Origin of the sequence: Kibdelosporangium banguiense, from assembly GCF_017876405.1 — a bacterium.
Taxonomy (GTDB): domain Bacteria; phylum Actinomycetota; class Actinomycetes; order Mycobacteriales; family Pseudonocardiaceae; genus Kibdelosporangium; species Kibdelosporangium banguiense.
Map to the genome: position 1 here is coordinate 8,642,591 of NZ_JAGINW010000001.1, position 25,010 is coordinate 8,667,600.

Below are 25,010 nucleotides of genomic sequence, written 5' to 3' on the forward strand. Positions count from 1 at the left end.
GCCTTGTCGATGCAAGAGAATCCTTCAACGTCGAGAACTCGTTTCACTCAGGAGGTCAACGATGACGCCTGACCCCGGACAGTGGCGCCAGCTCACCACCACCGACCGTGCCCTCGACAAACTCGCCGGCGACCTGGCGACATGGCTGGCGGCGGTGATCGGCGCCGGCACGCCGCCCACGATCACCGCCATCCACCGGCCCCAATCCGGCGGGCTGTCCAGTGCCTCAGTGCTGTTCGACGCCGAATGGACGCTGGACGGCCAGTCCCGCGGCGGGTCGTTCGTGGCGCGCATGGCACCGGAGGACAGCTCTTTCCCGGTGTTCCGCACCTATGACCTGGTGCAGCAGTACCAGATCATCGAGCAGGTCGCGGCCGCCAGCGACGTGCCGGTGCCCGACCTGTGCTGGCTGGAGCCCGACGAACGTCCCCTGGGGACGCCGTTCTTCGTGATGCGGCACGTCTCCGGTCGTATCCCGGCCGACAACCCGCCTTATGTGTTCACCGGCTGGCTCGCCGAGGCCACGCCCGCGCAACGCGCACTGCTCGCCCGCGACACCATCCAGACCATCGGCCAGATCCACGGGATCACTGACGTGGCCACGAGACTCCCCACGCTCGACGGACCGGGGCCCGCGTTGCGCCGCCACGTCGACGACCAGCACGACTGGTATCGATGGGCGCTGGCCGACGACGGTTTCCCCATCCCGCTCATCGAACGCGGATTCGCCTGGCTGGCCGAACACTGGCCGGCCGACCCCGGCCCGGACGTCCTCACCTGGGGCGATGCCCGGCCCGGAAACATCATCTACGACGAATTCACCCCGGTCGCGGTCCTGGACTGGGAGATGGCCGCGCTCGGGCCACGCGAGATCGACCTCGGCTGGCTGATTTTCCTGCACCGGTTCTTCCAGGACATCGCCACGATGTTCGACCAGCCCGGCCTGCCGGACTTCCTGCGGCACGGCGACGTGCTGGCGCACTACCGGGACGTCACCGGCCACACCCCGCGTGACATGGAGTTCTACCTCGTGTACGCCGCCGTGCGGCACGCCATCGTGATGGCCCGGATCAAGCGCCGGATGATCCATTTCGGCGAGGACACCGTACCCGCCGATCCCGACGACTACGTGCTGCATCGCGCCAGCCTGGACGCGATGTTGTCCGGAAACTACGAGTGGGAGTAGGAATGCCGACCACCGGGCCCGTGCCGTTGGACGAGTACCCGATCCACCAGACACCCCTGTCCTTCGCGCGCGTGGGGACCAGCGACCGCAACTTCTACGACCGCTGTTACCTCAACGGACACGACCGGGACGGTGGCACGTTCTTCGTCACCGGTCTCGGCGTCTACCCCAACCTCGGCGTGATCGACGCCTACGCGACCCTCCGGCACGGCGACCGCCAGTGGTCCGTGCAGTTCTCCGACGCGCTGACCGAACGCGGCATCCAGCAACAGGTCGGCGGATACCGCATCGAGGTGATCGAACCGTTGCGGCGGCTGCGGGTCGTGTGCGAGCACGACGACTTCGGCTTCGACCTGACCTGGACCGGCGCGTTCGCCCCCGTGGCCGAACCGCCGCACCTGCTGATGACCGGCGGCCGGCCGGTCATCGACGCCTCCCGGTTCGCGCAGGTCGGCAGCTGGCAGGGCACCGTGCACTGGGACGGGCACGAGATCGAGGCCGACTCGTCCCGGTGGACCGGGGCGAGGGACCGGTCGTGGGGCATCCGGCTGGTCGGCGAACCAGAACCCGCCGGCCGGGCAGCGAGTGAACCGGCCGGCGGGTTCTGGTGGCTGTACATGCCACTGCGGTTCGACGACTTCGCCGTCGTGGTGATCGCGCAGGAGGAACCCAACGGCTGGCGCACCCTCAACGACGCCGTACGAGTGTGGGCGGACGGCCGCACCGAACAGCTGGGCTGGCCCCGGATCCACATCGACTACCGCTCCGGCACGAGGATCCCGGTGTCCGCGCGGATCGCCCTCACCACCCCGGACGGCAAGCCGCTGACCATCGAAGTGGACACCGGCACATTCATCCCACTGCACGTCGGCGCCGGTTATGGCGGCGATCCCGACTGGTCGCACGGCCAGTGGAAGGGCAGAGGCTGGTCTGCATCGCGCACCTACGACCTCACGGACCCCGCCATCGCCGGGCGCGTTCCCTACGGCGTGATCGACCACGTCGCGCACGCGTGGTGCGACGGCGCCGAGGGCTGGGGCCTGTTCGAACACGCCAGCCTCGGCAGGCACGACCCGTCCGGCTTCGCCGACTGGGGCGCTGTGGCCCCATGACCTGAATCGGCCACCACCCAACGACGAGATGGCCGATGGCTTGTTTCGAGATCCCGACTGAGCCTCCGACGTCCTCGCCGTGCACGACTTCAACCACGGAACGAACGCGACCCCACCAGTGGTTCCGGCCAAACAACACCAGACGGTGCGAACGGACCGTTCGCACGGTTTGCCCCGGCCACCGTCCGAGCAGGACACACAACGGTAACTCACTAGGGTGCAGCCGGCTGGTCAAGTGCCGTGCGTTCCTTCTCGTGAGCGGCTTCGAGTTGTGCTCGCAGGGCCTGCAGTTGTGTGTCCTGCTCGGTCAGCCGCTGCACCAGGACCTCCTGCGCCTGCGACAGGGTCTTGATCGTGGTCTCCGCGTCGGCCCGGGCCTGGGTTTCCGCGCGCCTGGCGGCGTCGATGTCCTGCTGTGCCCGTTGTGCTCCGGCCTCGGCGGCTGACCACGCCTGGCGCTCACCGGCCCTGGCGGTCTCGGCTTCCTGCTGTGCACGTTGCGCCGCGTCACCCGCGAGCCGGGCCTTCTCCTCAGCACCGGCGATCTTCGCCTCGGCCAGTTCCCGGGCCGTGTCCGCACGTTCCGCCACAGCCAGCGCGTCGGTCATTCGCCGCAGCGTGTCCTGTTGCAGGATCTTCAGGTCACGCAGTTCGCGTTTCACCGACTCCAGCATGTCCAATGCGTCCCGCTGCCCCTGCTCAGCCAGGGTCGCGCGGGTCTCAGCCTGCCCACGGGCCCGCTCATGCTCCGCGGTCTGTTCCCACGCGGCCTTCCGCGCCTGTTCGGCCTCCTTGATCGCCGTCTCGGCCGACTGCTCAGCCTCCACCCGCAACTGACGGTCTTTGGCCGCCGCCGCGACAGCATCCACCTTGGCCCGCTCGGCGTCGTCAGCCGAACGTTCGGCCCGCTGCACCTTCAACAGAGCCTCAGCCGTATCGGCCCGGTCCTTCGCCGACTGCGCCACCGCCCCCGCATCGAGCTCATCCCACCGGCGCCGGATCTCCGCGAACTCGGTGAGGGCGGCATCCATCGCCTCACGCGTCTCACCGCCAAGGTTCCGCAACATCAGCAACGGCTCCTCGACGCCAACCGCCTCCAGAGCGCGGCGCCGGCGCGAAGCCTCATCCGCATGCGCCTTACTGCAGTACCGAACCGGCTTCCCGCCCTTCAACCGCCCCCGCTCATCCCGAGCCGGAGGTGGCAACAAGTTCCCACACCCATCCAGCGCGCAACTTCCCCGGTCTTCAGCCTCTTCACCCATACGACCAGCATATCTCAGTCGCTTACGCGTAAGCGTTATTGGTATCGCGTGTCAGTTACGCGTAACTAAAGCCAGAGATTAGTTCAGTGATAATGACTGTTATCACGGTGTCGCCGCAGCTCAGCCGTCCGCAGCCGGGTATTGTGACCAGTCAGGCCCTCGCCCTGTTCCTCGACACTGTCGAGGTCCGGCCCCTGCATGCGCGCGCTGCCAGCGACAACCTCGGATCGCTCAGGGTCCTGCAGAAGGCGGGCTTCACAGTCGTCGGCACCGAGATCTCCTACGCACGCGCTCGGGACACCGAAATCGAAGAAACCATCCTGCGTCTGGAACCTAGATGAGTGATGCCGTGAAGATCGCGTGAAGTGGCGCAATTCGCGATGCCCTCAGTAGCCCTTAGTGTCCTAAGTGGACCACGCGGTTGCACTGTCGGGTTGCCGCCATTGTGTCGGGCATGGCTGTCGCGGAGCGCGATGCTGATGGCACGCCTGGTGACCTCACTCCGCCTGGGAGGTGAACTCGACCAGGTACATCATCAGATCCCGCAGTGCGGCGATGCCGGTGTACTCGGGATTGTTGGCTGGATCTTCATCGCGTCGTTTCGCGGCTTGCCACACGTCGGTCAGGTACTTGTGCAGCGCGTGTCGGGCGGCGAGCTGCGCCTGCCGTGCCTCCGGCGACAGCGTGGCCAGCGCCGCCCGATCCGGACCTTCCACGGCGTAGGCCAGCTCCTGCGCGAACTCTTGCAGGTCCATGTTCGGATCATTGAGTGTGGCCATCGCGCTACAAGTCCTCGGCTTCGTCGGTGAGCTCGTCGAGCTGGCGGGCGTCGTCCAGGGCTTTGAGCACGAGCGGGACCAGCGTGCGACTGCAACGCAAGGACATGCCGCTGGTCGACACGGGCGAGGCGTTCGGGACTCCTGCGTGGGAATATTCCCCGGCTTTCCAGGGTGTGTGGTTCGCGCGGATCGATGGGGCACCGAATCGTCCGCAAGTGTGGTTCGAACCCTCGGACGACGATGTCGACGTTGCGATCTATGTTGGTGGAGCCGGGTACGTCGGTGGTGGCTGCGCCGCGCACCAGGCCTCGGTGACCACGATCGAGCCCGGGGCGGAGCCGAGCCTGGTCCGGGCCCTCGCCGAGGTTGAGGACGCGTCGCGTGATCTCAATGTGCGCGACCTGCTCGAATGCCGTTTCTTTGGGCTGTGTGGCCGTTTAGGCGAACAGGAAGGCTGCTGACCGAACCTCGCCTCTGGGCCGGGTTCGCCGGTCTCTGGCGAGTCGGCCCGCGACGGCGTCATCCGTGCCGGGTCGGGTGAGACGGGCGGACGGCGTCGTCCAGTAGGTGCCGTAGGTGTGTCGCTGTCGGGGCGAGGGCCGTGGCCAGGAGGGCGGGGCCGGCCAGTGGTGCGACTATGCCCTGGCCGTTGGCTGGTTCGTCGCCGAGCAGGCGGGGGGCGGGTGGGGTGCTCGCGAAGGCCGGTTCGACGATCAGGATGTGGCCGGTGGCGCGGTGTCCGGCCAGGACGGCGGGGCCGTCCCAGCCGGGGGCTGATGGGCCGAAGGTGGTCTGCTGGGCGAGCAGCGGGCGGCCGTCTCGATGCACGGTGAGACGGCTGGCCAGGTTGCCGGGGGATTCGTGGGCGCGTCCGAGGATCACCTCTTCGCGCAGGACGAGCCGGGCGGTGGGTGCGAGGTCCACGGTGCATGTCTGCCGCAGGTTGCTGCCGTGGGTGCTGATGAGCGGCTGGGGCAGCCAATACAGGGTCGCGTGTTCTCCCACCGTGAGTGTCACGTCGTAGGTGGCGTGGTCGGTGGTGGCGCCGCGCAGAGCGAGGGTGGCGGCGGAGGTGGTGATCTCCAGCTCGGCGCCCGCTTCGGCGGTGACGTCGATGGCCAGTCTGTCTCCGCCCAGCGGCGCGCTCATTGCGCTGAGGACGCAGACGCGTGCCTGGGTGCCGTGGTGCCGGAGCTGGCGCAGATGGAAGGGGCCGTCACTGTGCAGGAGGGACACAGTGGTCAGGTAGCCGTTGCTGGTGGCCCGGATGCGGGCGGCGGCGTGGACACCTCTGCTGGCGTGCGGTGGAGTTTGGGTGGGTGGCGGGGTGGTCGTCATGCCGCGGGGACGGTTGTCCAGGCGGTGTGGCGTGCGCGGATCCAGTCGGCTACCGGCCGGACGCCGTCGTCGGCGGTGAGTGAGGTGAAGGCGAAGGGCAGGTCGCCGCGCTGCCGCTTGGCGTCGGTGGCCATGGTCTCCAGGTCCGAGCCGACGTAGGGAGCCAGATCGGTCTTGTTGATCACGAGGAGGTCAGCGGTGGTGATGCCGGGGCCGCCCTTGCGGGGGATGTCGTCGCCGCCGGCCACATCGATGATGAAGATCTGCGCGTCGACGAGGCCCTTGGAGAAGGTGGCGGTCAGGTTGTCGCCGCCGGATTCGACCAGGATGAGGTCGAGGGGACCGACAGTCGCCTGCAGCTGGTCGACGGCTTCGAGGTTGGCGGAGATGTCGTCACGGATCGCGGTGTGCGGGCAGGCGCCTGTCTCCACGGCCAGGATGCGCTCCGCGGGAAGGACCGCGTTGCGGAGCAGGAAGTCGGCGTCCTCGCGGGTGTAGATGTCGTTGGTGACGACGGCGATGGACAGCTGGTCACGCAGGGCCTGGCAGAGGGCGGCGACGGTGGCGGTTTTGCCGGAGCCGACCGGCCCGCCCAGGCCGATCCGCAGCGCGCGGCGGGAACCGTCGGGCCGGGCGGGGCCGGCAGGTCGGGCGGGGCCGGCAGGTCGGGCGGGGCCGGCGCTGTGCGTGTGCCGGTGGGGGACGGTTTCGGGGTTGTCGAGGTGCACGGAGGTCTCCAGGAGGGTGGTCGCGAAAGGAGGGTGGTCAGGAGGCGAAGAGGCGTACCGGCCACAGGGCGTGTTGCCCGGCGGTGATGTCGAGTAGTTGCGCGGAGGTGGCGGGCAGAACGGTGGTGCCTTCGGCTGCCACGCGGTCGGCTGCTCGTGCGGCACGGTCGGCGACCTGGTCGAGGTCGTCGGCGAGCCGGGCGAGGACGGCGGTGGCGTCGAAGGGATCGAGGCTCAGCAGTCGTACGGCCGCGGCGGCTGGGCCGCTGATGCTCTCGTACGCGGCGGCGTACGCGGCGTCCAGAGGCGTCAGGCAGGCCGCGTGGGCGGCCAGGCCCAGCACCACAGGCTGGTGAACGCCCTGCGGACGGTCGCGGGCGAGCTGGTCGAGTTCCGGTGCTGGCCACACGGCGCGTGCGGCGCGCATCATCTGCCGTCCCAGTTTCCGGGCGATGTCGCGCAGCGCCGGGACAGGGGTCCGGGCGTCGGCGGCCTCGTCCAGTGCCAGCGGGTCGTATCCGGCAGCCGCCGCGGCGGCCAGCGCCGCGGCGACCAGACCCGTGGTGTGCAGTCGCCCCTGGCAGCAGGCCCGCAGACTGTGCGCGTCACGGATCGCTCCGCGGGCGACAGCGGCTTCCACTCCGCCGGAGTGCGCGTGTCCTCCGGCGGGGAAGCGGCCGTCGGCCAGGATGAGCAGGGCTGCGCGGCTCATCGGTCAGAACAGGAAGTACCGCTGGGCCATCGGCAGCTCGTCGACGACGGGCTCCAGGTTCACCGGCCCCTGCTCCACCAAGGTCTTCGTGTCCGATGTTGTGGTTCCGCCGATAGTCACCTTGTAGGTGTTGGGGTTGACCTTGACGACGGGCGTGAGGTTGTTCTCCCGCATGTCGCTCTTGCTCAGGCCCCGGGTGTCGGTGATGGCGTGGAACTTCTTGCCGACGCCCAGCCGGTCGGCAAGCCCGTTGTCCAGGGCCCGCTGCGAGACGAAGTTGAACGAGTTCGCCGCGGGAGCCCGGCCCTGTGCTCCCCAGACCGCACGGGGCAGGATCGGCTGCGGCGTGGGAATCGACGCGTTGGCGTCGCCCACCTGGGCGTAGGCGATCTGGCCACCCTTGACGACCAGGTGCGGTTTGACGCCGAAGAACTTCGGCTCCCACAGCACCAGATCGGCGAGTTTGCCGGCCTCGACCGAGCCGACCACGTGGTCGATGCCCTGGGCGATCGCGGGATTGATGGTGTACTTCGCGACGTAGCGGCGGGCGCGGTGGTTGTCCGAGTCGTTGTCTCCAGGCAGGGGTCCGTATCGGTTTTTCATCACGTGCGCGGTCTGCCAGGTACGCATGATCATCTCACCGATGCGGCCCATGGCCTGGGCGTCGGAGGACATCATGGAGATCGCGCCCAGATCGTGCAGCTCATCCTCGGCCGCCATGGTGGAAGGGCGGATCCGTGAGTCGGCGAAGGCCACGTCCGCCGGGATCTCCGGGTTGAGGTGGTGGCAGACCATCATCATGTCCATGTGTTCGGTGACGGTGTTGAGCGTGAAGGGACGGGTCGGGCTGGTCGAAGCGGGGAGGACGTTGCTCTGACCCACCATGGTGATCATGTCAGGGGCATGGCCACCGCCCGCGCCCTCGATGTGGAAGACGTGCAGGCAACGCCCGGCGATGGCCTCTCTCGTGCTCTCGACGAACCCGGCCTCGTTCAGCGAGTCCGCATGCAGGGCGAGCTGCACGCCGGTGTCGTCGCAGACCTGTAGACAGGCGTCGAGGACCGCGGGAGTGGCTCCCCAGTCCTCGTGGATCTTGAAGCCCACGACACCTGCGTCCACCTGGTTGTACAGCGAGGCCTCAGACACGGTGCTGCCCTTGCCGAGCAGACCGATGTTGACGGGGAACTCGTCCAGCGCCTCGAAGAGCCGGGCGAGGTGCCACGCCCCGGGCGTGACGGTGGTGGCGGTGGACCCCTCGGCCGGACCGGTTCCGCCGCCGATCAGCGTGGTCACCCCAGCCGCGAGGGCCTCCCGGATCTGCTCCGGACAGATGAAGTGCACGTGCGTGTCCACACCGCCGGCGGTGAGGATGCGGCCCTTGCCCGAGATGACCTCGGTCTCCGGGCCGATCACGATATTCTCGGGGCGCTTGTCGTTCCAGTGCGACGGGTCCATCGTCTCGGGGTTGTATGCCTTGCCCAGTGCCTGGATCTTGCCGTCGCGCAGGCCCACGTCCGCCTTGACCACACCCCAGTGATCCAGCACCACCGCGCCGGTGATGACAGTGTCCGCGGGCCTGCGCGTTTCCTGAGGGCCGGGATCGCGGGGGATGCTGGACTGGCCCATCGACTCACGGATCACCTTGCCGCCGCCGAAGACGACCTCGTTCCCGCTGCGTCCGGGCCCGCCGGCCCAGTCCTCGGTGATCTGGATGGACAAGGCGGTGTCGGCGAGCCGGATCCGGTCGCCCACCGTCGGCCCGAACAACTCGATGTACTCGTAGCGTTCCAGTGGATTCCGGTACGGGGGGTCGTTCCATGCCTTAAGCATCGAGAGGTCCTCCCACTTCCTTGCGCAGGCCGCGCACAACACGATCGCCCGCGATGGGCACCAGCTCGACGTCCTCGGTTCCGGGGTGGGGCTCGAAACGCTTGGAGGTCCCGGCCGCCACGTTCAGCCGCTTGCCGTAGGCCGCCTTGCGATCGAATTCCAGGCCAGGGTTGGCCTCGAAAAAGTGGTAGTGCGAACCCACCTGGATCGGGCGGTCTGCGGTGTTGCGGACACTCACCGTCGTCACCTCCAGCCCCTCATTGAATGGAATAGGTCCCGCGTCGGCGGGGTCCACCTTCCCCGGATGCACCAGCGGCGGCTCCTTCGGCTCCTTGATGGGTTTGTCAATCGTCACCAGCTTCGTGCCATCCGGGAAGGTCGCCTCCACCTGGACGTTCTCGATCATCTCCGGGACGCCGTCCATCAGCTCCTCACGGCGTAGCAGCTTGCGACCAGAGCACATTATGTCCTTCACGGGCTGCCCCGCCCGGGCCTCTTCGAAGATGTGCACCGTCAGCAGCGCCACCGCTTCTGGGTAGTTCAGCTTCAGGCCACGTTCCCGGCGCCGCCGGGCGACGTCCGCCGCCACATGGATGAGCAGGCGCTCCTGCTCATGGGGAGTCAGATGCATGTCGTCCTTCTTCCTTGACTCGGAGCACGCCCCCTCGACGGCGACGGACCGGCGCCATCCGGGGCGCCCTGTGCCATACGCCGCCCGCCTGCGGTCACCACAACCCCGAACCTGAATTTGTTCGGCAGCCCCTCCTCGGGGATTCGGGCCACCCGCCGATCAGTGTCGATGTGATCGAGTACGTTGTTCACCTCGGTTGCGGCCGACCTCCGCGCGGTATTCACCGCGACGATGTCCAGACCTGTCAGCCACAGATCCAGGTCCGCCGGCACGTGCGGTCCGACCACCGGGAGATCGGAAAGACCCGCCGCGAGTTCGGCCCGCATCACCAGCACCGGCACCCGCAGGGACCCGGTAGATGGCGGTTGTGTCGCCATTTCGGGCTGCGCCCCAATCGGAGACCGCGTCAGGCTCCTCGCACCGAATCTGTCCGCCGAGCCGTCCCTTATACGATCGTCCACAATGCACACCTCGCCGTCGACAACCGGCCTGCGGCGTCGTGAAATTATGGCGTTGACCAGGCAAGTAGCTGGACTAGCCGCCATGCGCCACGTATTCATGCGTATCATGGGATGTTTCGGTAACGTCGCTATCTTTGCCGGTTTCTCACCTACTGGCTATCCTTCCCGCCAATTGGGCGATCTGGCCAGGCGGGCAACATCAAAATGATGATCGTCGAGGTTGCCTCAAGGTCATTAGGGGGGAGACAGGAGTTTGTATCGAGATCTTTGAGGCGGGCCGGTCAGGCATTCATTGAACTGATTGGGCTGACGTTGTTGATATATGACCGTGCCCTTCGGCAGGTTGACCATCACGTCGTTTGTGATCGACTGGCAACGTTCATCTTGTGAGGGAGTTTGCGAATCTTTGAGACGGCGGCGAAGTGGCGTTGCATTTGGGCCGGGCGCGGTGGTCCGACAAGCTCGGCGGCACTGAACCGCGAGCAGCGGACCTGGCACTCGAACGGGGAAAGGAGGCAGTCACGGCAGCCACATCCACCGCACGGGAACCGTCGCGACCTGTCCCGGCTGTGCCCCGACGAGCTCGCCGGTCTTGTCGACTACGAACGCGATGGTCCCGGTGACCGTCGGGATACCGCCGTCGCGGCCGAGGCACTGGCCCACCTTCGTGATCGTGAGCAGGGATGTCCACCCGGCGAATACTCAACAGGCACAACAAGATGTCGACCTCGGCGCGCTCCGTGTAGGAACGCCGTAGGACGGGTCCGCCAGCACAGTTCGGTCCCGCCAGTGCGGAGCACCAGACGATCACCATCACCACTCGGACAACTACGACCGTGACGACCAAGATCACTATGAATCGGAATGGAGTGTAAGTCGATGTTCGGGCCTGGCCAGACGTTGACGACAGAGTTCGAAGCCGGCGATCAACGGCAGAAGGCGGTGTTCCAGGTCCTGGCCGGCGGTCGAGCCATCTCAGGGGAACGACGGCCCGACACCTGGTATATCGATGTGCAGTTCCTGCTATGGCTCTTGCACCGCATCCAGGCCGGTGACACGACCGCCGAGCAGGCGTGTGCGAACCTGGCGGAAACGACCCGGACCGAACTCGTATGGCGCTGGTAGTGAATGTTCGGCAGCTGCCAGCGACGTCGACAGGACAGTGATGGCTGAGCCCGTCTGCTCGGCGCCGACACCGAGGACTGCCCACCCGAACATGCACCCATGTGCCCTACACCTGGCCATTCTGGTGGTATGAGAGGGGGCCAGACGCCTCCGCATCCACCTTGGCGTCGGTCTGTTGTGGACTGAGACGCTACGGGATTCCTCGAGGGCGGCGACAGGTTCGACACCTGGGTCGCCCGGCGATGTCTTCCGCCACGGTCCGTGACCAACGTGGCTGCTTGTAGCAGCGAACTCACATGTGCCCGGTGATCCGGTACCGTAGTCACATGCCCGACCCGCGCAACACCGGCATGGATAGCCCGGAGGCCATCGACGGCATGGCCGAGCAGCGGCGCACGGCCGCGCTCGCGTTGCTGGAGCGGCGTTTCGGGCAGCCGCCCGCGTGGGCACTCGATGACGTCTACCGCGACCATTACGGCGTGGAGAACCCCTTCCCGCCGCCGAGGACTGCTGACGCTGGTTGATGCACGCCACCGGCTGGATTCTCGACACTCCCGCCATCACCTTCTTCGCCCATGCCGATCCGTATGCGCAGGCGGTGGTGTGGGCAGCGGTGGAGCAGGGCGCGACCTTGCTGGTGCCGTCCACCGCCCTGGCTCTCGCGTGTGCGACAGCTCCGTCCTCGGTGCACGACGCGATCGGTGTGCTGCTTGATCTGCCGGTCACGGTGATCGACCCGCTGGACCGCAGTCGCGCGAGCGACGTCGGTGTGCTCCTCGCCGAGGCGGACGAGCCCGACGAAGCCCTGACCGACTGGACCGCCCTGGCCGTCGCCCATGTCGTGGCGGCGTGCCGGGTCCGCGGCTGGGCGGCGATCACCGATGGCACGGCCCGAGTGCACGCGCTGGATCCCCGCATCGAGGTCAAACTGCTTCGGCGCCGGTCATAGACCGCCGGGGCGAGCGCAGAGCCTGCACACACACCGCGCAAACCGATCGAGCGAGCCAGATAATGTGACCTTATGACTCGTGCTGAATCGGTCACTGACACTTTTTTCTGCGCGACGGATGACACTTTCTTCGCGCGTCCCAGGTATGACGCGCAGCCTGTTTGTCCCGGCAAACGCAGCAAAGTGTCAGTACTCGCGCAGCGAAGTGTCAGCGGTCGCGCAAGGAAGTGTCAGTGACCGATTCAGATACGCCGGTTACAGCCTTGACCTGCGACGATGTCCCAGGGCGCCCGGTGAACTGCTTCTTCCCGAGTGCGTCACGGACGCCCTGTTCGCAGTGCGCTCGCAGCTGTCCAGCACCAGCAGCACCTGTTGTCCGCCAGCAGGTCCAGAGCAGGCCGCCGTCCCTGCTGATCGTGGATACCCCCACGACGTCGGCGAGCGTTTGGGCCAGCAGCCTGTCCTCGGTGAGCGCGGCCAATTCGAGCAGCCGCACCCCCGTCCGGGAAAGGCCTCGTGTGTCTGGGCGGCCACCCGCAACGCCAGCCGGGTCTTGCCCACCCCGGCCACCCCGGTCAATGTGACCAGCCGGGCCCGCCGCACCAGCCGCACGGCGCGGGCGATCTCGCGTCGGCGACCCACGAAACTCGTCACCGCGCCCGGCAGATTGCCCACCAGCCGACCCGGCCCGGGTACGCGCCGTCATGGGTTCGGTCTTTCCCATGCCAGGTGACCCAGGCGGCGAGCTGGGTGCGCGTGGTGAAGCCGAGCTTGGTCAGGATGCGTTGCACGTGGCCTTCGGCGGTGCGCTGGGCGATCACCAGCCGCGCGGCCATGTCCTTGTTGGACAGGCCTTGCGCGACCAGCTCGGCGACCTGCTGCTCCCGGCGGGTCAGCGGCGTGCTCGCTGTGCCCCTCGCGGTGGAGGCCGAGGTGACGGGCGCGGGTTTCCCTCCGAGCGCGTAGGCGACGGCTTCGTCGAGGCCGAGTTCAGCACCGCGAGCGTAGGCAGTTTCCAAGGCACGGTCGCCGAGGGCGTGGCGGGCTTGCCGCTCGCACGCCTCGTGCGGGGCGATCACGTTCTGGGTACCCATCCGGACCTGCCCACCGATCGAGGCCCAGACCTGCTGGACCGCGCCGAGCAACATCGCCGCCCGCGCACGGTCGCCCGCCGCGGACGCGATCGAGGCCAGCAGGTCGACGACCAAAGCCATGCCCGGAAGGTCGTTGAAGGTCTTCTTGAGGCGCAACGATTCCTGCGCGTGTTTGGTCGCCTGTTCGAGGTCGCCCCGGGGGCATCTCAGCCAGGGCGAGCGCATAAAGCGCAAAGGAATAGCCCGACTGCTCGCCATGGCCGTCGCCAAGCACATCAACGCGATCTTCACCAAACTCGACCTGCCACCTGACAACACCGACGACCACCGCCGCGTCCGCGCTGTACTCACCTACCTGCAGAGCTGACCATCCAGGGCAGTTGGTCGGCGGGAACAGCAGAAAGCCGTCACCGACCGTTGGAAGTCGCGGGCCACGCGCGACACAGCTGGCTCTTCGGTGGCTGCCTGTTTCCCGGTCGAGGCGCCGGCGCGGTCGATGTCCTCCACGACGCGAAGGTGACTCACGCCGTTGGCTCTGGTTCGACCACGCGACAAGGGAGCTCCGCGGCGGTGCGCAGTGTTCGTCCGAATCGGACGATCCCGCAGCACTCGCACGCCACCGACAGGTGGTGCGTTACTGGCTACGGCGCGGAGAACGTCGGCGATGTTGCGGTGGTAGGTGTGGGTGGCACGGTGGGTGACGAAGTCCCGCAGTGAGAACGGCCTGATAACCACCTCGCCCGCCGCAGCGACGAGAACCTGGGCAACATCGGGTGAAAGGCCTCTTCCGCGCAATCACGGGTACAGAGATTGGACTGACCGGGTGCAGTCCCCTGGAGGTACGGGCTGGTTGGAGAAATCACACGACCGAGTTGCTCACGTGGCAGACCGACATGGCCCGGCCGAGTCTTGCAGGCAAGAGTACAGACAGTCGGTGCCGATCGCGGATAGGCATCTACTCGGCCATCGGCGCGGCGCCGCTAACGAACCAGCGCCAGCTGCTGCGGGTCTAGGACACCCAGCTCTTCCAGTCGCCCGGCTGCTCGTCGATCAACTCAGGAGCCCCGTGACCTTCGCCCCGTCCGATCTCGACACCTCGGGTCAACACCGAGAGCTCGCAACCTCGACCACTGTCCACGCTGCGAGCGGCGACCTAACGCCAAGGGCCGCGTCATGGACACCGGCCTGTACTACGAGGAGGGCACCCGCCGGGTGGCACGCCTCGCTGGCCACCAGCCAGGTCTACATCGACGCCAGCACCCGCGAGCAACGCAACGCCATCGCCGCCCATCGCACCACCACGACAATCAGGTCGCTGGCCTCGGTCTTGCAGTTGCAGGACGAGCCTCGGGCCACCGGAGGGTGCAAGACCCGCAAGCTGGTGCTGCTGGTGGCCCGCCGTAAGCGCTGACCCCTGATCACCCTGACCGCGGGGGCCCGGTGGTGTGGGCGATGAGCCCTGCGGCGATCACCGACGCGATGTCATCGAGACGGTCCTCGTCCAGTGGATGGGGGAAGACGAACAGGGCGACGAAGAGCGGGCCGCCCAGCAGCAGATGTGCGAGTGTGGGATCCACTGGCCGCGACAACTCGCCGCGCCGCCAGGCGCGCTCCATGATCGCTTCGAGGTCCCTGCGCTCCTGGGCGACGAACGTGCTCTGGAACCGGGCGGCCAGGGCGGGGTCGCGGGACGCCTCGGCCAGTACCGCCGGTATCACTTCGCGGGCTGCGGGCGTGGTGAGCCGCTCGTGGATGACGTGGGCCATCGCGCGCAGGTCGCTGCGCAGCGAGCCGGAGTCTGCAGGGGGCTCGATGTCCATGCCGTGTACGGCCGCGGCGAAGAGCAGCTCCGCTTTGGAGCCGAACCGGCGGTAAATCGCGGCCTTGCCCACGCCCGCGCGGGCGGCGGTCGCGTCCATGGTCACACGGCTGTAGCCGGACTCGGCGAGGAGCTCGCGCGCGGCCAAGAGAACGGCCTGGTCGGTCTGGCTGTCCCTGGGGCGGCCCAGTCGTGGTGCTGGATTCGGCATGATGTTTCTATACGATACCCGAGTTCCGGAACTTTGGTATCGTAATGTCGTGAGGGTTCGTCGTGCTGGGCTTCGCCGGGCATCCGTCGAACCCGATCGTGTCCAAGGCGGTCGTCCCCGGTCTCACTCCGGCGAACTGCGCCATCGGCCACAGAGCCTTCTGCTGTATCCAGCCTCCCGCCCCGCGGAATCTCCATGAACGACAGGCAACTGTCGCTCCCTGTCCGGGCGCGGTTCCCACATCACCGAAAGAGGGATGACCGTGGACCATTCAACTGTCCATAGGCGCCGCTGGCAGATCCTCACCGTGCTGTGCCTCAGTCTGGTCCTGATCGGCCTGGACAACCTGATCCTCAATCTGGCGCTGCCGAAGATCCAGACCGGCCTGGGCTCGACCAGCACGGAACTCCAGTGGATCATCGACTCGTACACCCTGGCCTTCGGCGGGCTGCTGTTGCTCTGCGGCACTCTCGCCGACCGCTTTGGGCGCAAGCGGCTGCTTCTCGTCGGGCTCCTGCTGTTCATGGGGTTCTCGGTGGGGGCAGCCTTCGCCGACGATTCCACGACACTGATCGTGATGCGCGCCGCCATGGGCGTCGGAGCGGCGATGATCATGCCAGCCACGCTTTCCATCATCAAGAACGTGTTCCCGCCCGAAGAACAGGCCAAGGCCATTGGCATCTGGGCCGCCACGGCAGCCCTTGGTGTGCCGCTTGGCCCGGTGGTCAGCGGTCTGCTGCTTGAGCACTTCTGGTGGGGCTCCGTCTTCCTCATCAACGTCCCGGTGGTGATCGTGGCCCTCGTCGCAGGGCTGTGGCTGATCCCCGAGTCGCGTAATGAGAAGCACCCCGGACTCGACCTGCTCGGCGTCCTGCTCTCAGTGCTGGGCCTGGTCGCGCTCGTGTACGGACTGGTGGAAGCGTCCAGGAACGGCTGGAGTGACCCGGTGATCATCGGCTCGCTCGGCGGCGGCACGCTGCTGCTGGTCTCGTTTGTCCTGTGGGAGCGGCGTGCACCGCACCCGATGCTGCAACCTGAACTGTTCCGCGATGCACGGTTCAGCGGTGCCGCGGCCGCCATCACCGCCCTCTCCTTCGGGATGTTCGGCGTGCTGTTCGTCCTCACCCAGTACCTCCAGTTCGTGCTCTCGTACGAACCGCTGGCGGCGGGTCTGCGGCTGCTGCCGATCGCCACGGTGATCGCCGCCGCCCCCCTCTCGCCAAAGCTGGTGGAGCGCATCGGTCTGAGGTGGGTCGTGGCGGCGGGCCTTGTGCTGATCACCGGATCGCTGGCGCTGACCGCAGGGGCCGGAATCGAGTCGGAGACCCGGGTTCTGACGAGCCTCGCGCTCTTCGGCCTTGGCTTGGGGCTCGGCATGCCGGCCGCGGCGGACGCCATGTTGGCGGCCGCACCGTCCGGCCAGGCCGGGGCCGGCTCCGCAGTCACCGATGCGGCTATGCAGGTCGGCGGAGCACTGGGGATCGCCGTGGTCGGCAGTGTGCTCACCACGTCCTACCGTGACGCGCTGCCCAGGCTCGACGGGCTACCGGGTCCCGCCGCGGAGGCGGTCGGCGACTCGATCGGTGCCGCCACAGCAGTCGCGCCGTCCATCGGCGGGGATCAGGGGCGGGCGCTGATCGAGAGCGCTCGGGAGGCGTTCGTCGAAGGGTTCGGTGACGCGCTGCTCCTTGGGGCTGCGGTCACTGCGGTGGGGGTGCTCGTCGCACTGGTCGTACTGCCGGGCCGGCAAGCGCGAGAAGCGACAGCGGGGAGCGACGGCCCACGAGAAGGACAGCGCGGAAACGCAGGCCCTCGGTGACCCGGCGTCAGAACAACAACGCCGTGTCCGCGGAAGGCTCCGGGCGCCAGGAACGCGCAGTGACCGCCGGCGCTACGCCCGGCCGGACCGCTCGGGGTGCGCGGGGTGCGCGGGCTTCGTCGCCCGGTGCAGCGCGACGATGCCGCCGCTGAGATCGCGCCAGGCGACGTCGGTCCAGCCGGCCTTGAACATGAACTGGGCGAGTGCGGCCTGGTTGGGCCAGGCCCGGAGGGACTCGACGAAGTAGACGTAGGCATCGGGGTTGCTGCTCACCCGGCGGGCGATCGCGGGCAGTGCGCCCATCAGGTACTCCAGGTACTTCCGCAGGCTCAGCGGGGACGGGGTGGAGGTCTCCGCGACGACTAGCCGGCCACCCGGCCGGGCCACCCGGGCCATCTCGGTGAGCGCGGCCACAGTGTCCGCGATATTGCGCAAGCCGAAAGAAATTGTCACTGCGTCGAAAACGTTGTCCGCAAATGGCAGCCGGAGCGCGTCCGCGACGACCGAGGGGACATTCCGGTGCGCTCCCGCGCGAAGCATGCCCAGCGAGAAATCCGCCGCGACGCAGAACGCCCCGTCCCGCTGGAGTTCCACCGTGGAGACCGCGGTCCCGGCGGCCAGGTCGAGCACACGGTCACGCGGCCCGGTGCCAGCCGCGGCGCGGAACTGTTTTCGCCACTGCCGGTCCATACCCAACGTCATGAGCGTGTTGGTCCGGTCGTAACGGCGAGCCACTTCATCGAACATCGAAGCGACCGCGTGCGGATCCTTGTCCAATCCTGCGCGCCTCATATGGCCACTGTATGACGGACCGAGCCCATTTGACCGCCGCTGTATATTGTGGCCGTTCACTGGTCGAAACCTTCGAGAAACAGCGATGATCGCAGCGGCGCGGTCCATTCCACCGGCGGCAGGAGAAAATTGCCGTTGAATTGGACACCCGAACCTGATGTCCGCCGCGGGCTTGCTTCCGCGACAGTCCGGATCGATGGCCGATCGACCACGGCAAGATTGTGAGTTGGACGGGCTGCTATCAGTTTCACCGTCGATCAATGAGTGCGCTAACCAACCATCCACTGACGGTTGACTCACCGCATGGCCAGATCGTTCATTTCGTCCAGCTGACGCAGTAGCGCCGTGCCGTGCTCACCCGCCCGGAACGCCGGGTGAGCCAGGACGTCCCGGAGTAGGTCTCTGGTCGTCCGGATGCCACGCCCGCCGATGCGGAATTCACGCAGCGCGCGGTTCATCCGGCACAGCGCCTGCTCTCGGTCCGGCGCCCAGACGATCACCTTTGCCAGCAGCGAATCGTAGTGCGGCGGGACCGACCAACCCGGATAGGCGTGCGTGTCCACCCGTACGAAGGGTCCGCCCGGCGGAACGAACTCGGTGAGCTCGCCCGGACAGGGCGCGAAGTCGCGGCTGGGATCCTCCGCGTTGACCCGACATTCCACGGCGACACCGCACATACGCACGCTCTGCTGGGACACCGAAAGCGGAAGCCCGGCAGCCACCCGGATCTGCTCGCGGACCAGATCGATGCCGGTGACCATTTCCGTCACCGGATGCTCGACCTGGATCCGGCAGTTGACCTCGATGAACGCGGCCTGATCCCCGTTGACCAGGAACTCGAAGGTCCCCGCTCCGGTGTAACCGGCGGCCGACGCGCCCTGCACGGCCGCATCTGTCAGCCTGGCGCGCATTTCCGGGGCCAGGCCCGGCGCCGGGCTCTCCTCTACGAGCTTCTGGTGGCGGCGTTGCACCGAGCAGTCCCGCTCCCCAAGGTGCACGACGTTGCCGTGGCCGTCGGCCAGCACCTGCACTTCGACATGCCGCGCCCGCTCCCAGAACCGCTCCAGGTACACCCGTTCGTCGCCGAAGACGGCACGCGCCGCGGCGCGCGTGGCTCGGAACGCGGGTAGCAGTTCGTCCCAATCACGCACGACCGACATGCCGCGTCCGCCGCCGCCCGCCGAAGCCTTGATGATCACTGGCAAGCCGATCCGTTTGACAGTGGCGAGAACCTCAGCCGGGTCGCTCACCACACGGGCCGATCCAGGCACCACCGGCAGCCCCACCTCGCTCATCAGCTCACGCGCCAGGACCTTGTCGCCGAGCCTGGTCATCACCTCCGGGCGAGGACCGATGAACACCAGGCCGCTGCGCGCGCAGATCTCGGCGAAGTCCGGATCCTCCGACAGGAAGCCGTATCCGGGATGGATGGCCTGCGCTCCGGTACGCAGGGCGGCCTCGATGATCATCGGTGGATAGAGATAGCTGCGCCTGGGCGCACCAGGCCCGATCTGCACCGCCTCATCGGCCGCTAGCACGGCCGCCGAGTCCCGGTCGGCGGTGGAGTACACGACGACCGAGCGGATTCCCATCTCCTGACACGTCCGGACCACGCGCAGGGCGATCTCGCCACGGTTGGCCACAAGCACCTTGTCGAACAACGGCTTGCCCGGATCCGCGTACGCTGCAGCCAAAGGCACCTCATTCACTCCTCGGCCCGTTGCTCCAGCCGGAGCAGCGACTGGCCGTACTCCACCGGATCCCCGTCTCCGACAAGGATCTCGACGACCCGTCCGGCATCCTCGGCGACAATCGGGTTCATCAGCTTCATTGCCTCCACGATCGCGACCTGCTGCCCGGCCTCGATTTCGTCGCCGATTTCGACGAACGGCCGGGCACCTGGTTCGCGAGCCCGATAGAAGGTTCCGACCAACGGAGCGCGCACCTCCCGCAATCCGTCGGCCGCGTCGACCGGATCCGGCACCGGTGGCGACCCTGGTCCGCCGGTTTCCGCCTGCGGCCACTCGACCTCGATGCTCGCGCAGCCGAACCGCACCCGCGCTCGGCTCGGTACCAGCGGCGCGGCGCGGACCACTTCGGCGAGGCTGCGGCCGAGGATCTCCATCGCGTCCTGTGCACCCAGCCTGCTCATCTCCGATTCCAGCGGGCTCATGTCCGGCGGAGGGCGCGTGCCCGACCTGGTCATCTCGCCTCCACCTCGGTCTCCATCGTCGTTTCGACCAACCCAAGCCGACGAAATCTCTCCCGCCGAGAGGCCACCAACTCCTCGCCGTCGCGGCCACGCAGCTCGCGCAGGGCACATCTCACGGCGTCGCGAACCAGCAGGCTGGCGCGGGCCGGGTCGCGATGCGCGCCACCGCGTGGCTCCGGGATCACTCCATCGATCACGCCGAACTCCAGCAACGACCGGGAATCCAGGCGTAGGGCGGCGGCCGCCTTCGCGGCGGCCTGAGGGCTGCGCCATAGGATGGCGGCACAGCCCTCAGGGCTGATCACCGAATAGATCGCGTTCTCGCACAACAGCACGCGATCGGCCACAGCCAACGCCAGCGCTCCCCCGCTGCCGCCTTCTCCGGTGATGACGCTGACCACGGGCACTGGAAGGCCGCCCATTACACGCAGGCACTCGGAAATCGCGTTCGCCTGGCCGTGCCGCTCGGCGTCCATGCCGGGATAGGCGCCCGGGGTGTCGATCAGCGCGACCACCGGAACACGCAGCTTCGCGGCCAATCGCATCAGCCGAACCGCCTTGCGGTAGCCGGCCGGTGCGGGCATCCCGAAGTTGCGCCGGATCGACTCGCCGGTGGTGTGTCCCTTCTGATGCCCGATCACGATCGTCGGCAGCCCGTCCAGGTTCGCCAGGCCGCCGACGATCGCGGGGCAGTCGGCGCCGGCACGATCGCCGTGCAGCTCGAGGAAACCGTCGAACCAGGTTGCTCCGTGGTCCAATGTGGTCGGTCGATCGGGATGCCGGGCGAGCTCGATCACCCGCTCGATGTCCTTACGTTCCAACAGGCCGGGGTCGCGCACCACCGGATCGGTCTCGCCGCGTCCCCAATCCGGGCAGGCCGACCGGGTCGCACCGAGCAACACGGCCAGCACCTGCGGCAGCTCCGTCCGGCTGCGCACGTCGTCGACAAGGCCGTGCTTCAGGAGGAACTCGGCGGACTGAAAGCCGTCCGGCAGGCGCTGCCGAACGGTCTGCTCGATGACCCGGGGCCCGGCGAATCCCATCCTGGCACCCGACTCGGCGACGATCACATCGGACAGGGTCGCGAACGACGCGGCCACTCCACCGAAAGTCGGATCGGTAACCAGGGTGACGGTGAGCAGGCCGGCCTCGTCCAGCGCGGCCATCGCGTTGCTGGTCTTGGCCATCTGCATCAGCGACAGTACGCCCTCCTGCATCCGCGCTCCACCGGAGGCGGTGACCAACACGAGGGGAACCCGGTGAGCGAGCGCGGTTTCCGCGGCCGTCGCGACCGCCTCGCCCGCGGCGGTACCGAGGCTGCCACCGAGAAACCGGAAGTCCATGACAGCCGTTACGACCCGGTTGCCCCGCACGGCTCCCCGAACCACCTGCACGGCATCATCAAGGCCGGTCGCCCGTTGTGCCTTCATCAGCCGCTCCCTGTAGGGCACCAGGTCGGTGAAACCGAGCGGGTCGTGCACGGACGGGCCCGGCTCGACGAGCTTGGCCGAGCCGGCGTCGAGGAGTTGGCCGAGACGGTCCCGCGCAGTCAACGGTGCATGCCAGCCGCACTCGTAACACACCTGGGCGAGACGCTCGAACCGGTTTCGGTACAACAGCGAACGGCACTTTGCACAGACCAGCCAGTCGTTCTCGGCGCTCGCCTGTCCAGACGCGCCGGGCGCACGGTTCATCGTGGTCGTCATCTCCTGCGGTCTCCCTCATCCCTCGTCCCCCACCTCGGTATGCCGACGACCGTTCGGACGGTGTGGAGGCGTGGCTCCATGCGGCTCACGCGGCGTTGGTGGAGACGTAGTTCACCGCGTCTCGGACGGTCTTGAGGTTGGGGACTTCGTCCTCGGGGATTCTCACGCCGAATGTCTCTTCTGCCCGGACGGCGACCTCCACCATGGCCAGGGAGTCGAGGTCCAGGTCGTCGGCGAAGGACTTCTCGAAGGTCACGTCCTGCTGGGTCACCGCGCCGGCGGTGACGTCCTGGATGATGCGGGCGAAGCCCACGAGGATCTCGGTGGTTTCTGACATTGTTGCTCCCTTGATCGTGTCGCGAGATGAGAGGCGCGGACCTCTCACGTCTCGGCGACGGGGCCGGTCGTGGGGTCGGGCGCGATGGTGTGGTGGAGCGTTCCGGCCACAGACCCGTCGTGTGCGCGCAGGTCGATGGCGATGTGGTCCCCGGGCCGGAGGAAGGAGGTGGTGGGGGCACCGTGGGCGAGGGTTTCCCGGATACGCAGTTCGCCAAGGCACGCGGCGCCGATTTGAGGGTCGCGGTTGGACACCGTTCCGGTGGCCAGCACGGTGCCGGCGGTGAGTGGCCGGGTTCGGGCGGCCTGGGCGATCAGTTCGGGCACGGTGGCGGCCATGTCCACCGCCGTGTCGGGCCGGCCGATCAGCCGGCCGTTGACCCAGCTGTGCATCTGGGCGTGCACGAACTGGCCGTCCCAGCAGTCATCGAGCTCGTCAAGGGTGACGATGGTGGGCGCCATGCTGCTCGGTGGCTTGGCGTGATAGATACCCATGCCGACAGCGAGGTCCTGGCGCAGCAGGTCTCTGAGGGTGACGTCGTTGACGACGGTGATCCCGATGATGGCCGAGCATGCTTCCTTTTCCGACGCGGCGCGTTCGACGTCGGCGAGCACGAAGGCGAGTTCGGCCTCGATGTCCATCTCGTCGCTGCTCAGGGTCGTCAGCGGCTGGCCGCTGGCGATGAATTGGCCGACCCCGTCGTAAAACGGTGTGCGGCGGGCTTGGGCGGGATCGGATGGCTCAGTGCCCTGCAGTTGGGCGAGCAACTCCATGGGGTGCGGGTAAGCGGCGCAGTCGATCCACGCGTAGGCCCGGGGCAGTGGCGCCAGCAGGTCGCCGTCGGCGAGTTCCACGCCAGCCGCCCGGCCCGACCTCAACCGGTCGTCGGCCGCGCGCAGCGGGCCCTCGACCTCGGTCCAGTGGTCGAGCGCGTACTGCACGGTGGGCGCGATGTGGTCAACGGGCAGTGCCCGCCGCTGGTCCGGGGTGACCAGTACCAGCTGGCCGTCACGCGTCCCGGTGCGCCGGGAGCCCAATCTCATGTCATGTTCTCCTGCTCTGGTGTTCTTGGCCCTGGCCACTCACCGTGGAGGTATGGGCGTTGACTGGTAAGCGATCAGCCGCCAGGGCCCGCCGTGGCGGGCCCACACGGCCAAGGCGCGGTTGTGCAGTTCGATGGCGCGGTCGTTGACGTACACGGTCCCGGTCACCGTGCCAGCGGCGACCGCGGTGTCACCGATGACGACCACGTGGTCCTCGGGCTGGTGCCGTACCTCGGTGCACCGCAGTTCCTGGTTGCGGATCTTCGCCAGCAGAGAGGGCTTGGCGTCGCGGGTCGCGTTGGAGTGCACGTAGACCAACTCGTCGGCACACAGTGCGTCGAGGATGTCCGCGTCGCCGTCTCGCATGGCGCAGGACAGTTGCTTCTCCAGGTCGTGGATCGCGTCCGCGTCCGCTCGGTCGTCGGTCATACCGATCCTCCGTGTTCGATCCGGTGTGTGTCGCCGAGGCGGTGGGCCAGGCCCGGGAGCAAGCGGAGGGCGTTGTCCCGGTTGACCGCCCGGCGGGTGGCTTCGTCGAGCACGCCGGTCTCGTCGAGGGCGCGGGTGCCGTGCTCGACCACTGCGGCGGGGACACCGCTCCAGTCGGTCCCGTAGACGATGTGGCCGGGGTTGGCCGTGGCGAGCAGGCTGGGCAGCGCCGAGGGCACCGACAGCGCCAGGTCGTAGTAGAAGCGGCGGATCTTGTCCCGCACGGTGGTGTGATCCACACCGGCCAGTGCGGCGGCGAACCCGACACGGGTGGCGGCGTAGGGCAGGAACCCGCCCGCGTGAGACAGAATGATCGACATGTCCTGGTAGCGGTCCAGGGTGCCCGAGGTGATCAGGTGGATCGCGCCCCGCGTGGTGTCGAGGAGGTAGTCCGCGAACACCGACGGCACGCCCGGCGCGCTGCCCTGCGGCAAATCCAGCGGATGGACGAGGACGACCGCCCGGCGGCGGTTCAACTCCGCCCACAGCGGGTCGAACATCGCGTCGCCCAGATACCGGTCGCCGCCGTGCGGCAGCAGGACCACGCCCTCGGCTCCCAGGTCATCCAGTGCGTACGCTGCCTCCTCCAGCGCGAGGTCAACATAGGGCAGCGGCAGCATCGCGAAGCACGCGAACCGGTCCGGGCGGGCGGTGACGACCTCGGCGGCCGCCTCGTTGACCTGCCGGGTCAGCCGCCGCGCCAGTGCCGCGTCGCCGAGCACGTCGCAAGGGAAGACGTTGGAGATGACGCTGGCCTCGATCTTGTTCGCGTCCATGACGTCCAGAGTCGTCTCCAGGCGCCACCGCACAACGGGGGTGGGCAACCCGAGCTCCTGCATCAGTTCGATGACGCCGTCCGGCAGCGCGTGGTGGTGCATGTCAATGCGGTCCATCATCACCGCCCCCGTCAGCCGGTCGAATGCCGGGCATCGGCTGGTTCGGCATCCGCTTCTTCGTCGAATTCGTCGATGAGGAAACGCTCAGCCGCGGGCCAGTCCGCACAGTTTTCCCAGTGCTCCACGATGAGCCCGTCCTGAAATCGCCAGACCCCGCAGACCTCGCCTTCCAACCTGCGGCCGGCACGATTCGCGGCCAGGCGACCCAGTACGACACCGAAATGGTCGTTGGCGACGATGTCGTCCGCGCTCAGCACGAGCGATCCTCCGGATCGCCGGTACAGTTCCAGCACCCTGGCCAGCACGGCCTGCTTGCCGACGTAGTCGCCGGTCAGGATGCCCCGGGATCCGGCGGCGTGCAGCACCATGTCCTGTCTGGCGAATTCGTTCAGCAGGCGGAAATCGGCATAGACGGCTCGCAACAATTCCACGTTCGAATGGGGTGTGCGATCAACCATTTCAGCTCCTTCGAATTCGAT

Annotated in this window: 30 protein-coding genes; 10 read left to right on the top strand and 20 right to left on the bottom strand. The window is 67.7% G+C overall.

Annotation, left to right across the window (positions count from 1 at the left end):
* Positions 1-61 precede the first annotated feature (61 nt).
* Positions 62-1,186, top strand: coding sequence for a phosphotransferase family protein (locus tag JOF56_RS39225; RefSeq protein ID WP_209644468.1), 1,125 nt, complete (start codon positions 62-64; stop codon positions 1,184-1,186).
* Positions 1,187-1,188: 2 nt separating this feature from the next.
* The gene (locus tag JOF56_RS39230; RefSeq protein WP_209644469.1) at positions 1,189-2,298 is read left to right on the top strand and encodes an Rv3169 family protein; all 1,110 of its coding nucleotides are present in this window, start codon (positions 1,189-1,191) and stop codon (positions 2,296-2,298) included.
* A gap of 212 nt (positions 2,299-2,510) precedes the next feature.
* On the opposite strand, the gene JOF56_RS39235 is transcribed toward JOF56_RS39230, so the two are convergent.
* On the bottom strand, positions 2,511-3,365 hold the full coding sequence (locus JOF56_RS39235; RefSeq protein WP_209644470.1) for a hypothetical protein: 855 nt from the start codon (positions 3,363-3,365) through the stop codon (positions 2,511-2,513).
* Positions 3,366-3,667: 302 nt separating this feature from the next.
* Here JOF56_RS39235 and JOF56_RS39240 point away from each other — a divergent pair, with 302 nt between their 5' ends.
* The gene (locus tag JOF56_RS39240) at positions 3,668-3,901 is read left to right on the top strand and encodes a GNAT family N-acetyltransferase (protein WP_245378558.1); all 234 of its coding nucleotides are present in this window, start codon (positions 3,668-3,670) and stop codon (positions 3,899-3,901) included.
* A 156-nt stretch (positions 3,902-4,057) separates the two neighbouring features.
* Here JOF56_RS39240 and JOF56_RS39245 read toward each other — a convergent pair whose 3' ends face one another.
* A complete protein-coding gene (locus JOF56_RS39245; protein WP_209644471.1) occupies positions 4,058-4,339 on the bottom strand; it encodes a hypothetical protein in 282 nt (93 codons plus the stop codon).
* 104 nt (positions 4,340-4,443) lie between these two features.
* On the opposite strand from JOF56_RS39245, the gene JOF56_RS39250 reads away from it, so the two are divergent.
* Positions 4,444-4,800 (top strand): hypothetical protein, encoded by a 357-nt coding sequence (locus JOF56_RS39250; protein WP_209644472.1) that lies wholly within the window; start codon positions 4,444-4,446, stop codon positions 4,798-4,800.
* 58 nt (positions 4,801-4,858) lie between these two features.
* Here the strand turns inward: JOF56_RS39250 and JOF56_RS39255 are convergent, their stop codons facing one another.
* The 6 genes from JOF56_RS39255 to JOF56_RS39280 form a co-directional block, all read right to left on the bottom strand.
* Positions 4,859-5,677 carry an urease accessory protein UreD gene (locus JOF56_RS39255; protein ID WP_245378559.1) on the bottom strand — a complete coding sequence of 273 codons (819 nt, stop codon included), beginning with the start codon at positions 5,675-5,677 and terminating at the stop codon, positions 4,859-4,861.
* Entirely contained in the window at positions 5,674-6,417 is a 744-nt protein-coding gene (gene ureG / locus JOF56_RS39260) for an urease accessory protein UreG (protein ID WP_209648741.1), read from the bottom strand. The genes JOF56_RS39255 and ureG overlap by 4 nt, the downstream gene beginning before the upstream one ends.
* A gap of 25 nt (positions 6,418-6,442) precedes the next feature.
* Positions 6,443-7,117: an urease accessory protein UreF gene (locus JOF56_RS39265; protein ID WP_209644473.1), complete on the bottom strand. Its 675-nt coding sequence runs from the start codon at positions 7,115-7,117 to the stop codon at positions 6,443-6,445.
* A gap of 3 nt (positions 7,118-7,120) precedes the next feature.
* Entirely contained in the window at positions 7,121-8,947 is a 1,827-nt protein-coding gene (locus JOF56_RS39270) for an urease subunit alpha (protein ID WP_209644474.1), read from the bottom strand.
* On the bottom strand, positions 8,940-9,578 hold the full coding sequence (locus tag JOF56_RS39275) for an urease subunit gamma (RefSeq protein WP_209644475.1): 639 nt from the start codon (positions 9,576-9,578) through the stop codon (positions 8,940-8,942). The genes JOF56_RS39270 and JOF56_RS39275 overlap by 8 nt, the downstream gene beginning before the upstream one ends.
* Before the next feature lie 980 nt (positions 9,579-10,558).
* A complete protein-coding gene (locus tag JOF56_RS39280) occupies positions 10,559-10,702 on the bottom strand; it encodes a hypothetical protein (RefSeq protein WP_209644476.1) in 144 nt (47 codons plus the stop codon).
* Between the two features lie 216 nt (positions 10,703-10,918).
* Here JOF56_RS39280 and JOF56_RS39285 point away from each other — a divergent pair, with 216 nt between their 5' ends.
* The 3 genes from JOF56_RS39285 (at position 10,919) to JOF56_RS39295 (ending at position 12,113) form a co-directional block, all read left to right on the top strand.
* Positions 10,919-11,164: a hypothetical protein gene (locus tag JOF56_RS39285; protein ID WP_209644477.1), complete on the top strand. Its 246-nt coding sequence runs from the start codon at positions 10,919-10,921 to the stop codon at positions 11,162-11,164.
* A 326-nt stretch (positions 11,165-11,490) separates the two neighbouring features.
* Complete coding sequence (locus tag JOF56_RS39290; RefSeq protein WP_209644478.1) at positions 11,491-11,688, top strand: hypothetical protein; 198 nt, start codon at positions 11,491-11,493, stop codon at positions 11,686-11,688.
* Positions 11,688-12,113, top strand: coding sequence for a hypothetical protein (locus JOF56_RS39295; protein ID WP_209644479.1), 426 nt, complete (start codon positions 11,688-11,690; stop codon positions 12,111-12,113). The genes JOF56_RS39290 and JOF56_RS39295 overlap by 1 nt, the downstream gene beginning before the upstream one ends.
* 208 nt (positions 12,114-12,321) lie before the next feature.
* On the opposite strand, the gene JOF56_RS39300 is transcribed toward JOF56_RS39295, so the two are convergent.
* Both JOF56_RS39300 and JOF56_RS39305 read right to left on the bottom strand, forming a co-directional pair.
* Positions 12,322-12,609, bottom strand: coding sequence for a hypothetical protein (locus tag JOF56_RS39300; RefSeq protein ID WP_209644480.1), 288 nt, complete (start codon positions 12,607-12,609; stop codon positions 12,322-12,324).
* Between the two features lie 154 nt (positions 12,610-12,763).
* Entirely contained in the window at positions 12,764-13,432 is a 669-nt protein-coding gene (locus tag JOF56_RS39305) for a helix-turn-helix transcriptional regulator (protein WP_209644481.1), read from the bottom strand.
* A 345-nt stretch (positions 13,433-13,777) separates the two neighbouring features.
* On the opposite strand from JOF56_RS39305, the gene JOF56_RS39315 reads away from it, so the two are divergent.
* Together JOF56_RS39315 and JOF56_RS39320 are read left to right on the top strand one after the other, a co-directional pair.
* Positions 13,778-13,924 (top strand): hypothetical protein, encoded by a 147-nt coding sequence (locus JOF56_RS39315; protein ID WP_209644482.1) that lies wholly within the window; start codon positions 13,778-13,780, stop codon positions 13,922-13,924.
* Positions 13,925-14,273: 349 nt separating this feature from the next.
* On the top strand, positions 14,274-14,618 hold the full coding sequence (locus JOF56_RS39320) for a hypothetical protein (RefSeq protein ID WP_209644483.1): 345 nt from the start codon (positions 14,274-14,276) through the stop codon (positions 14,616-14,618).
* 7 nt (positions 14,619-14,625) lie between these two features.
* Here JOF56_RS39320 and JOF56_RS39325 read toward each other — a convergent pair whose 3' ends face one another.
* Positions 14,626-15,237, bottom strand: coding sequence for a TetR/AcrR family transcriptional regulator (locus JOF56_RS39325; RefSeq protein WP_209644484.1), 612 nt, complete (start codon positions 15,235-15,237; stop codon positions 14,626-14,628).
* Between the two features lie 262 nt (positions 15,238-15,499).
* Here JOF56_RS39325 and JOF56_RS39330 point away from each other — a divergent pair, with 262 nt between their 5' ends.
* The gene (locus JOF56_RS39330; RefSeq protein ID WP_209644485.1) at positions 15,500-17,056 is read left to right on the top strand and encodes an MFS transporter; all 1,557 of its coding nucleotides are present in this window, start codon (positions 15,500-15,502) and stop codon (positions 17,054-17,056) included.
* Between the two features lie 72 nt (positions 17,057-17,128).
* On the opposite strand, the gene JOF56_RS39335 is transcribed toward JOF56_RS39330, so the two are convergent.
* The 9 genes from JOF56_RS39335 to JOF56_RS39375 all read right to left on the bottom strand — a co-directional run bounded on the left by JOF56_RS39335 (position 17,129) and on the right by JOF56_RS39375 (position 24,989).
* Positions 17,129-17,848 (bottom strand): demethylmenaquinone methyltransferase, encoded by a 720-nt coding sequence (locus tag JOF56_RS39335; RefSeq protein ID WP_209644486.1) that lies wholly within the window; start codon positions 17,846-17,848, stop codon positions 17,129-17,131.
* Between the two features lie 296 nt (positions 17,849-18,144).
* Positions 18,145-19,509, bottom strand: coding sequence for an acetyl-CoA carboxylase biotin carboxylase subunit (locus tag JOF56_RS39340; RefSeq protein ID WP_209648743.1), 1,365 nt, complete (start codon positions 19,507-19,509; stop codon positions 18,145-18,147).
* A 44-nt stretch (positions 19,510-19,553) separates the two neighbouring features.
* Complete coding sequence (locus tag JOF56_RS39345; protein WP_245378561.1) at positions 19,554-20,054, bottom strand: acetyl-CoA carboxylase biotin carboxyl carrier protein; 501 nt, start codon at positions 20,052-20,054, stop codon at positions 19,554-19,556.
* Entirely contained in the window at positions 20,051-21,766 is a 1,716-nt protein-coding gene (locus tag JOF56_RS39350) for an acetyl-CoA carboxylase carboxyltransferase subunit alpha (protein WP_209644487.1), read from the bottom strand. Before JOF56_RS39350 ends, JOF56_RS39345 begins: the two co-directional genes overlap by 4 nt.
* A gap of 85 nt (positions 21,767-21,851) precedes the next feature.
* On the bottom strand, positions 21,852-22,103 hold the full coding sequence (locus JOF56_RS39355) for an acyl carrier protein (protein ID WP_209644488.1): 252 nt from the start codon (positions 22,101-22,103) through the stop codon (positions 21,852-21,854).
* A 44-nt stretch (positions 22,104-22,147) separates the two neighbouring features.
* Positions 22,148-23,146 (bottom strand): fumarylacetoacetate hydrolase family protein, encoded by a 999-nt coding sequence (locus JOF56_RS39360; protein ID WP_209644489.1) that lies wholly within the window; start codon positions 23,144-23,146, stop codon positions 22,148-22,150.
* Positions 23,147-23,185: 39 nt separating this feature from the next.
* Positions 23,186-23,575 carry a nuclear transport factor 2 family protein gene (locus tag JOF56_RS39365; protein WP_209644490.1) on the bottom strand — a complete coding sequence of 130 codons (390 nt, stop codon included), beginning with the start codon at positions 23,573-23,575 and terminating at the stop codon, positions 23,186-23,188.
* A complete protein-coding gene (locus JOF56_RS39370) occupies positions 23,572-24,528 on the bottom strand; it encodes an amidohydrolase family protein (protein ID WP_209644491.1) in 957 nt (318 codons plus the stop codon). The genes JOF56_RS39365 and JOF56_RS39370 overlap by 4 nt, the downstream gene beginning before the upstream one ends.
* A gap of 14 nt (positions 24,529-24,542) precedes the next feature.
* Entirely contained in the window at positions 24,543-24,989 is a 447-nt protein-coding gene (locus JOF56_RS39375) for a nuclear transport factor 2 family protein (protein ID WP_209644492.1), read from the bottom strand.
* Positions 24,990-25,010: the final 21 nt, after the last annotated feature.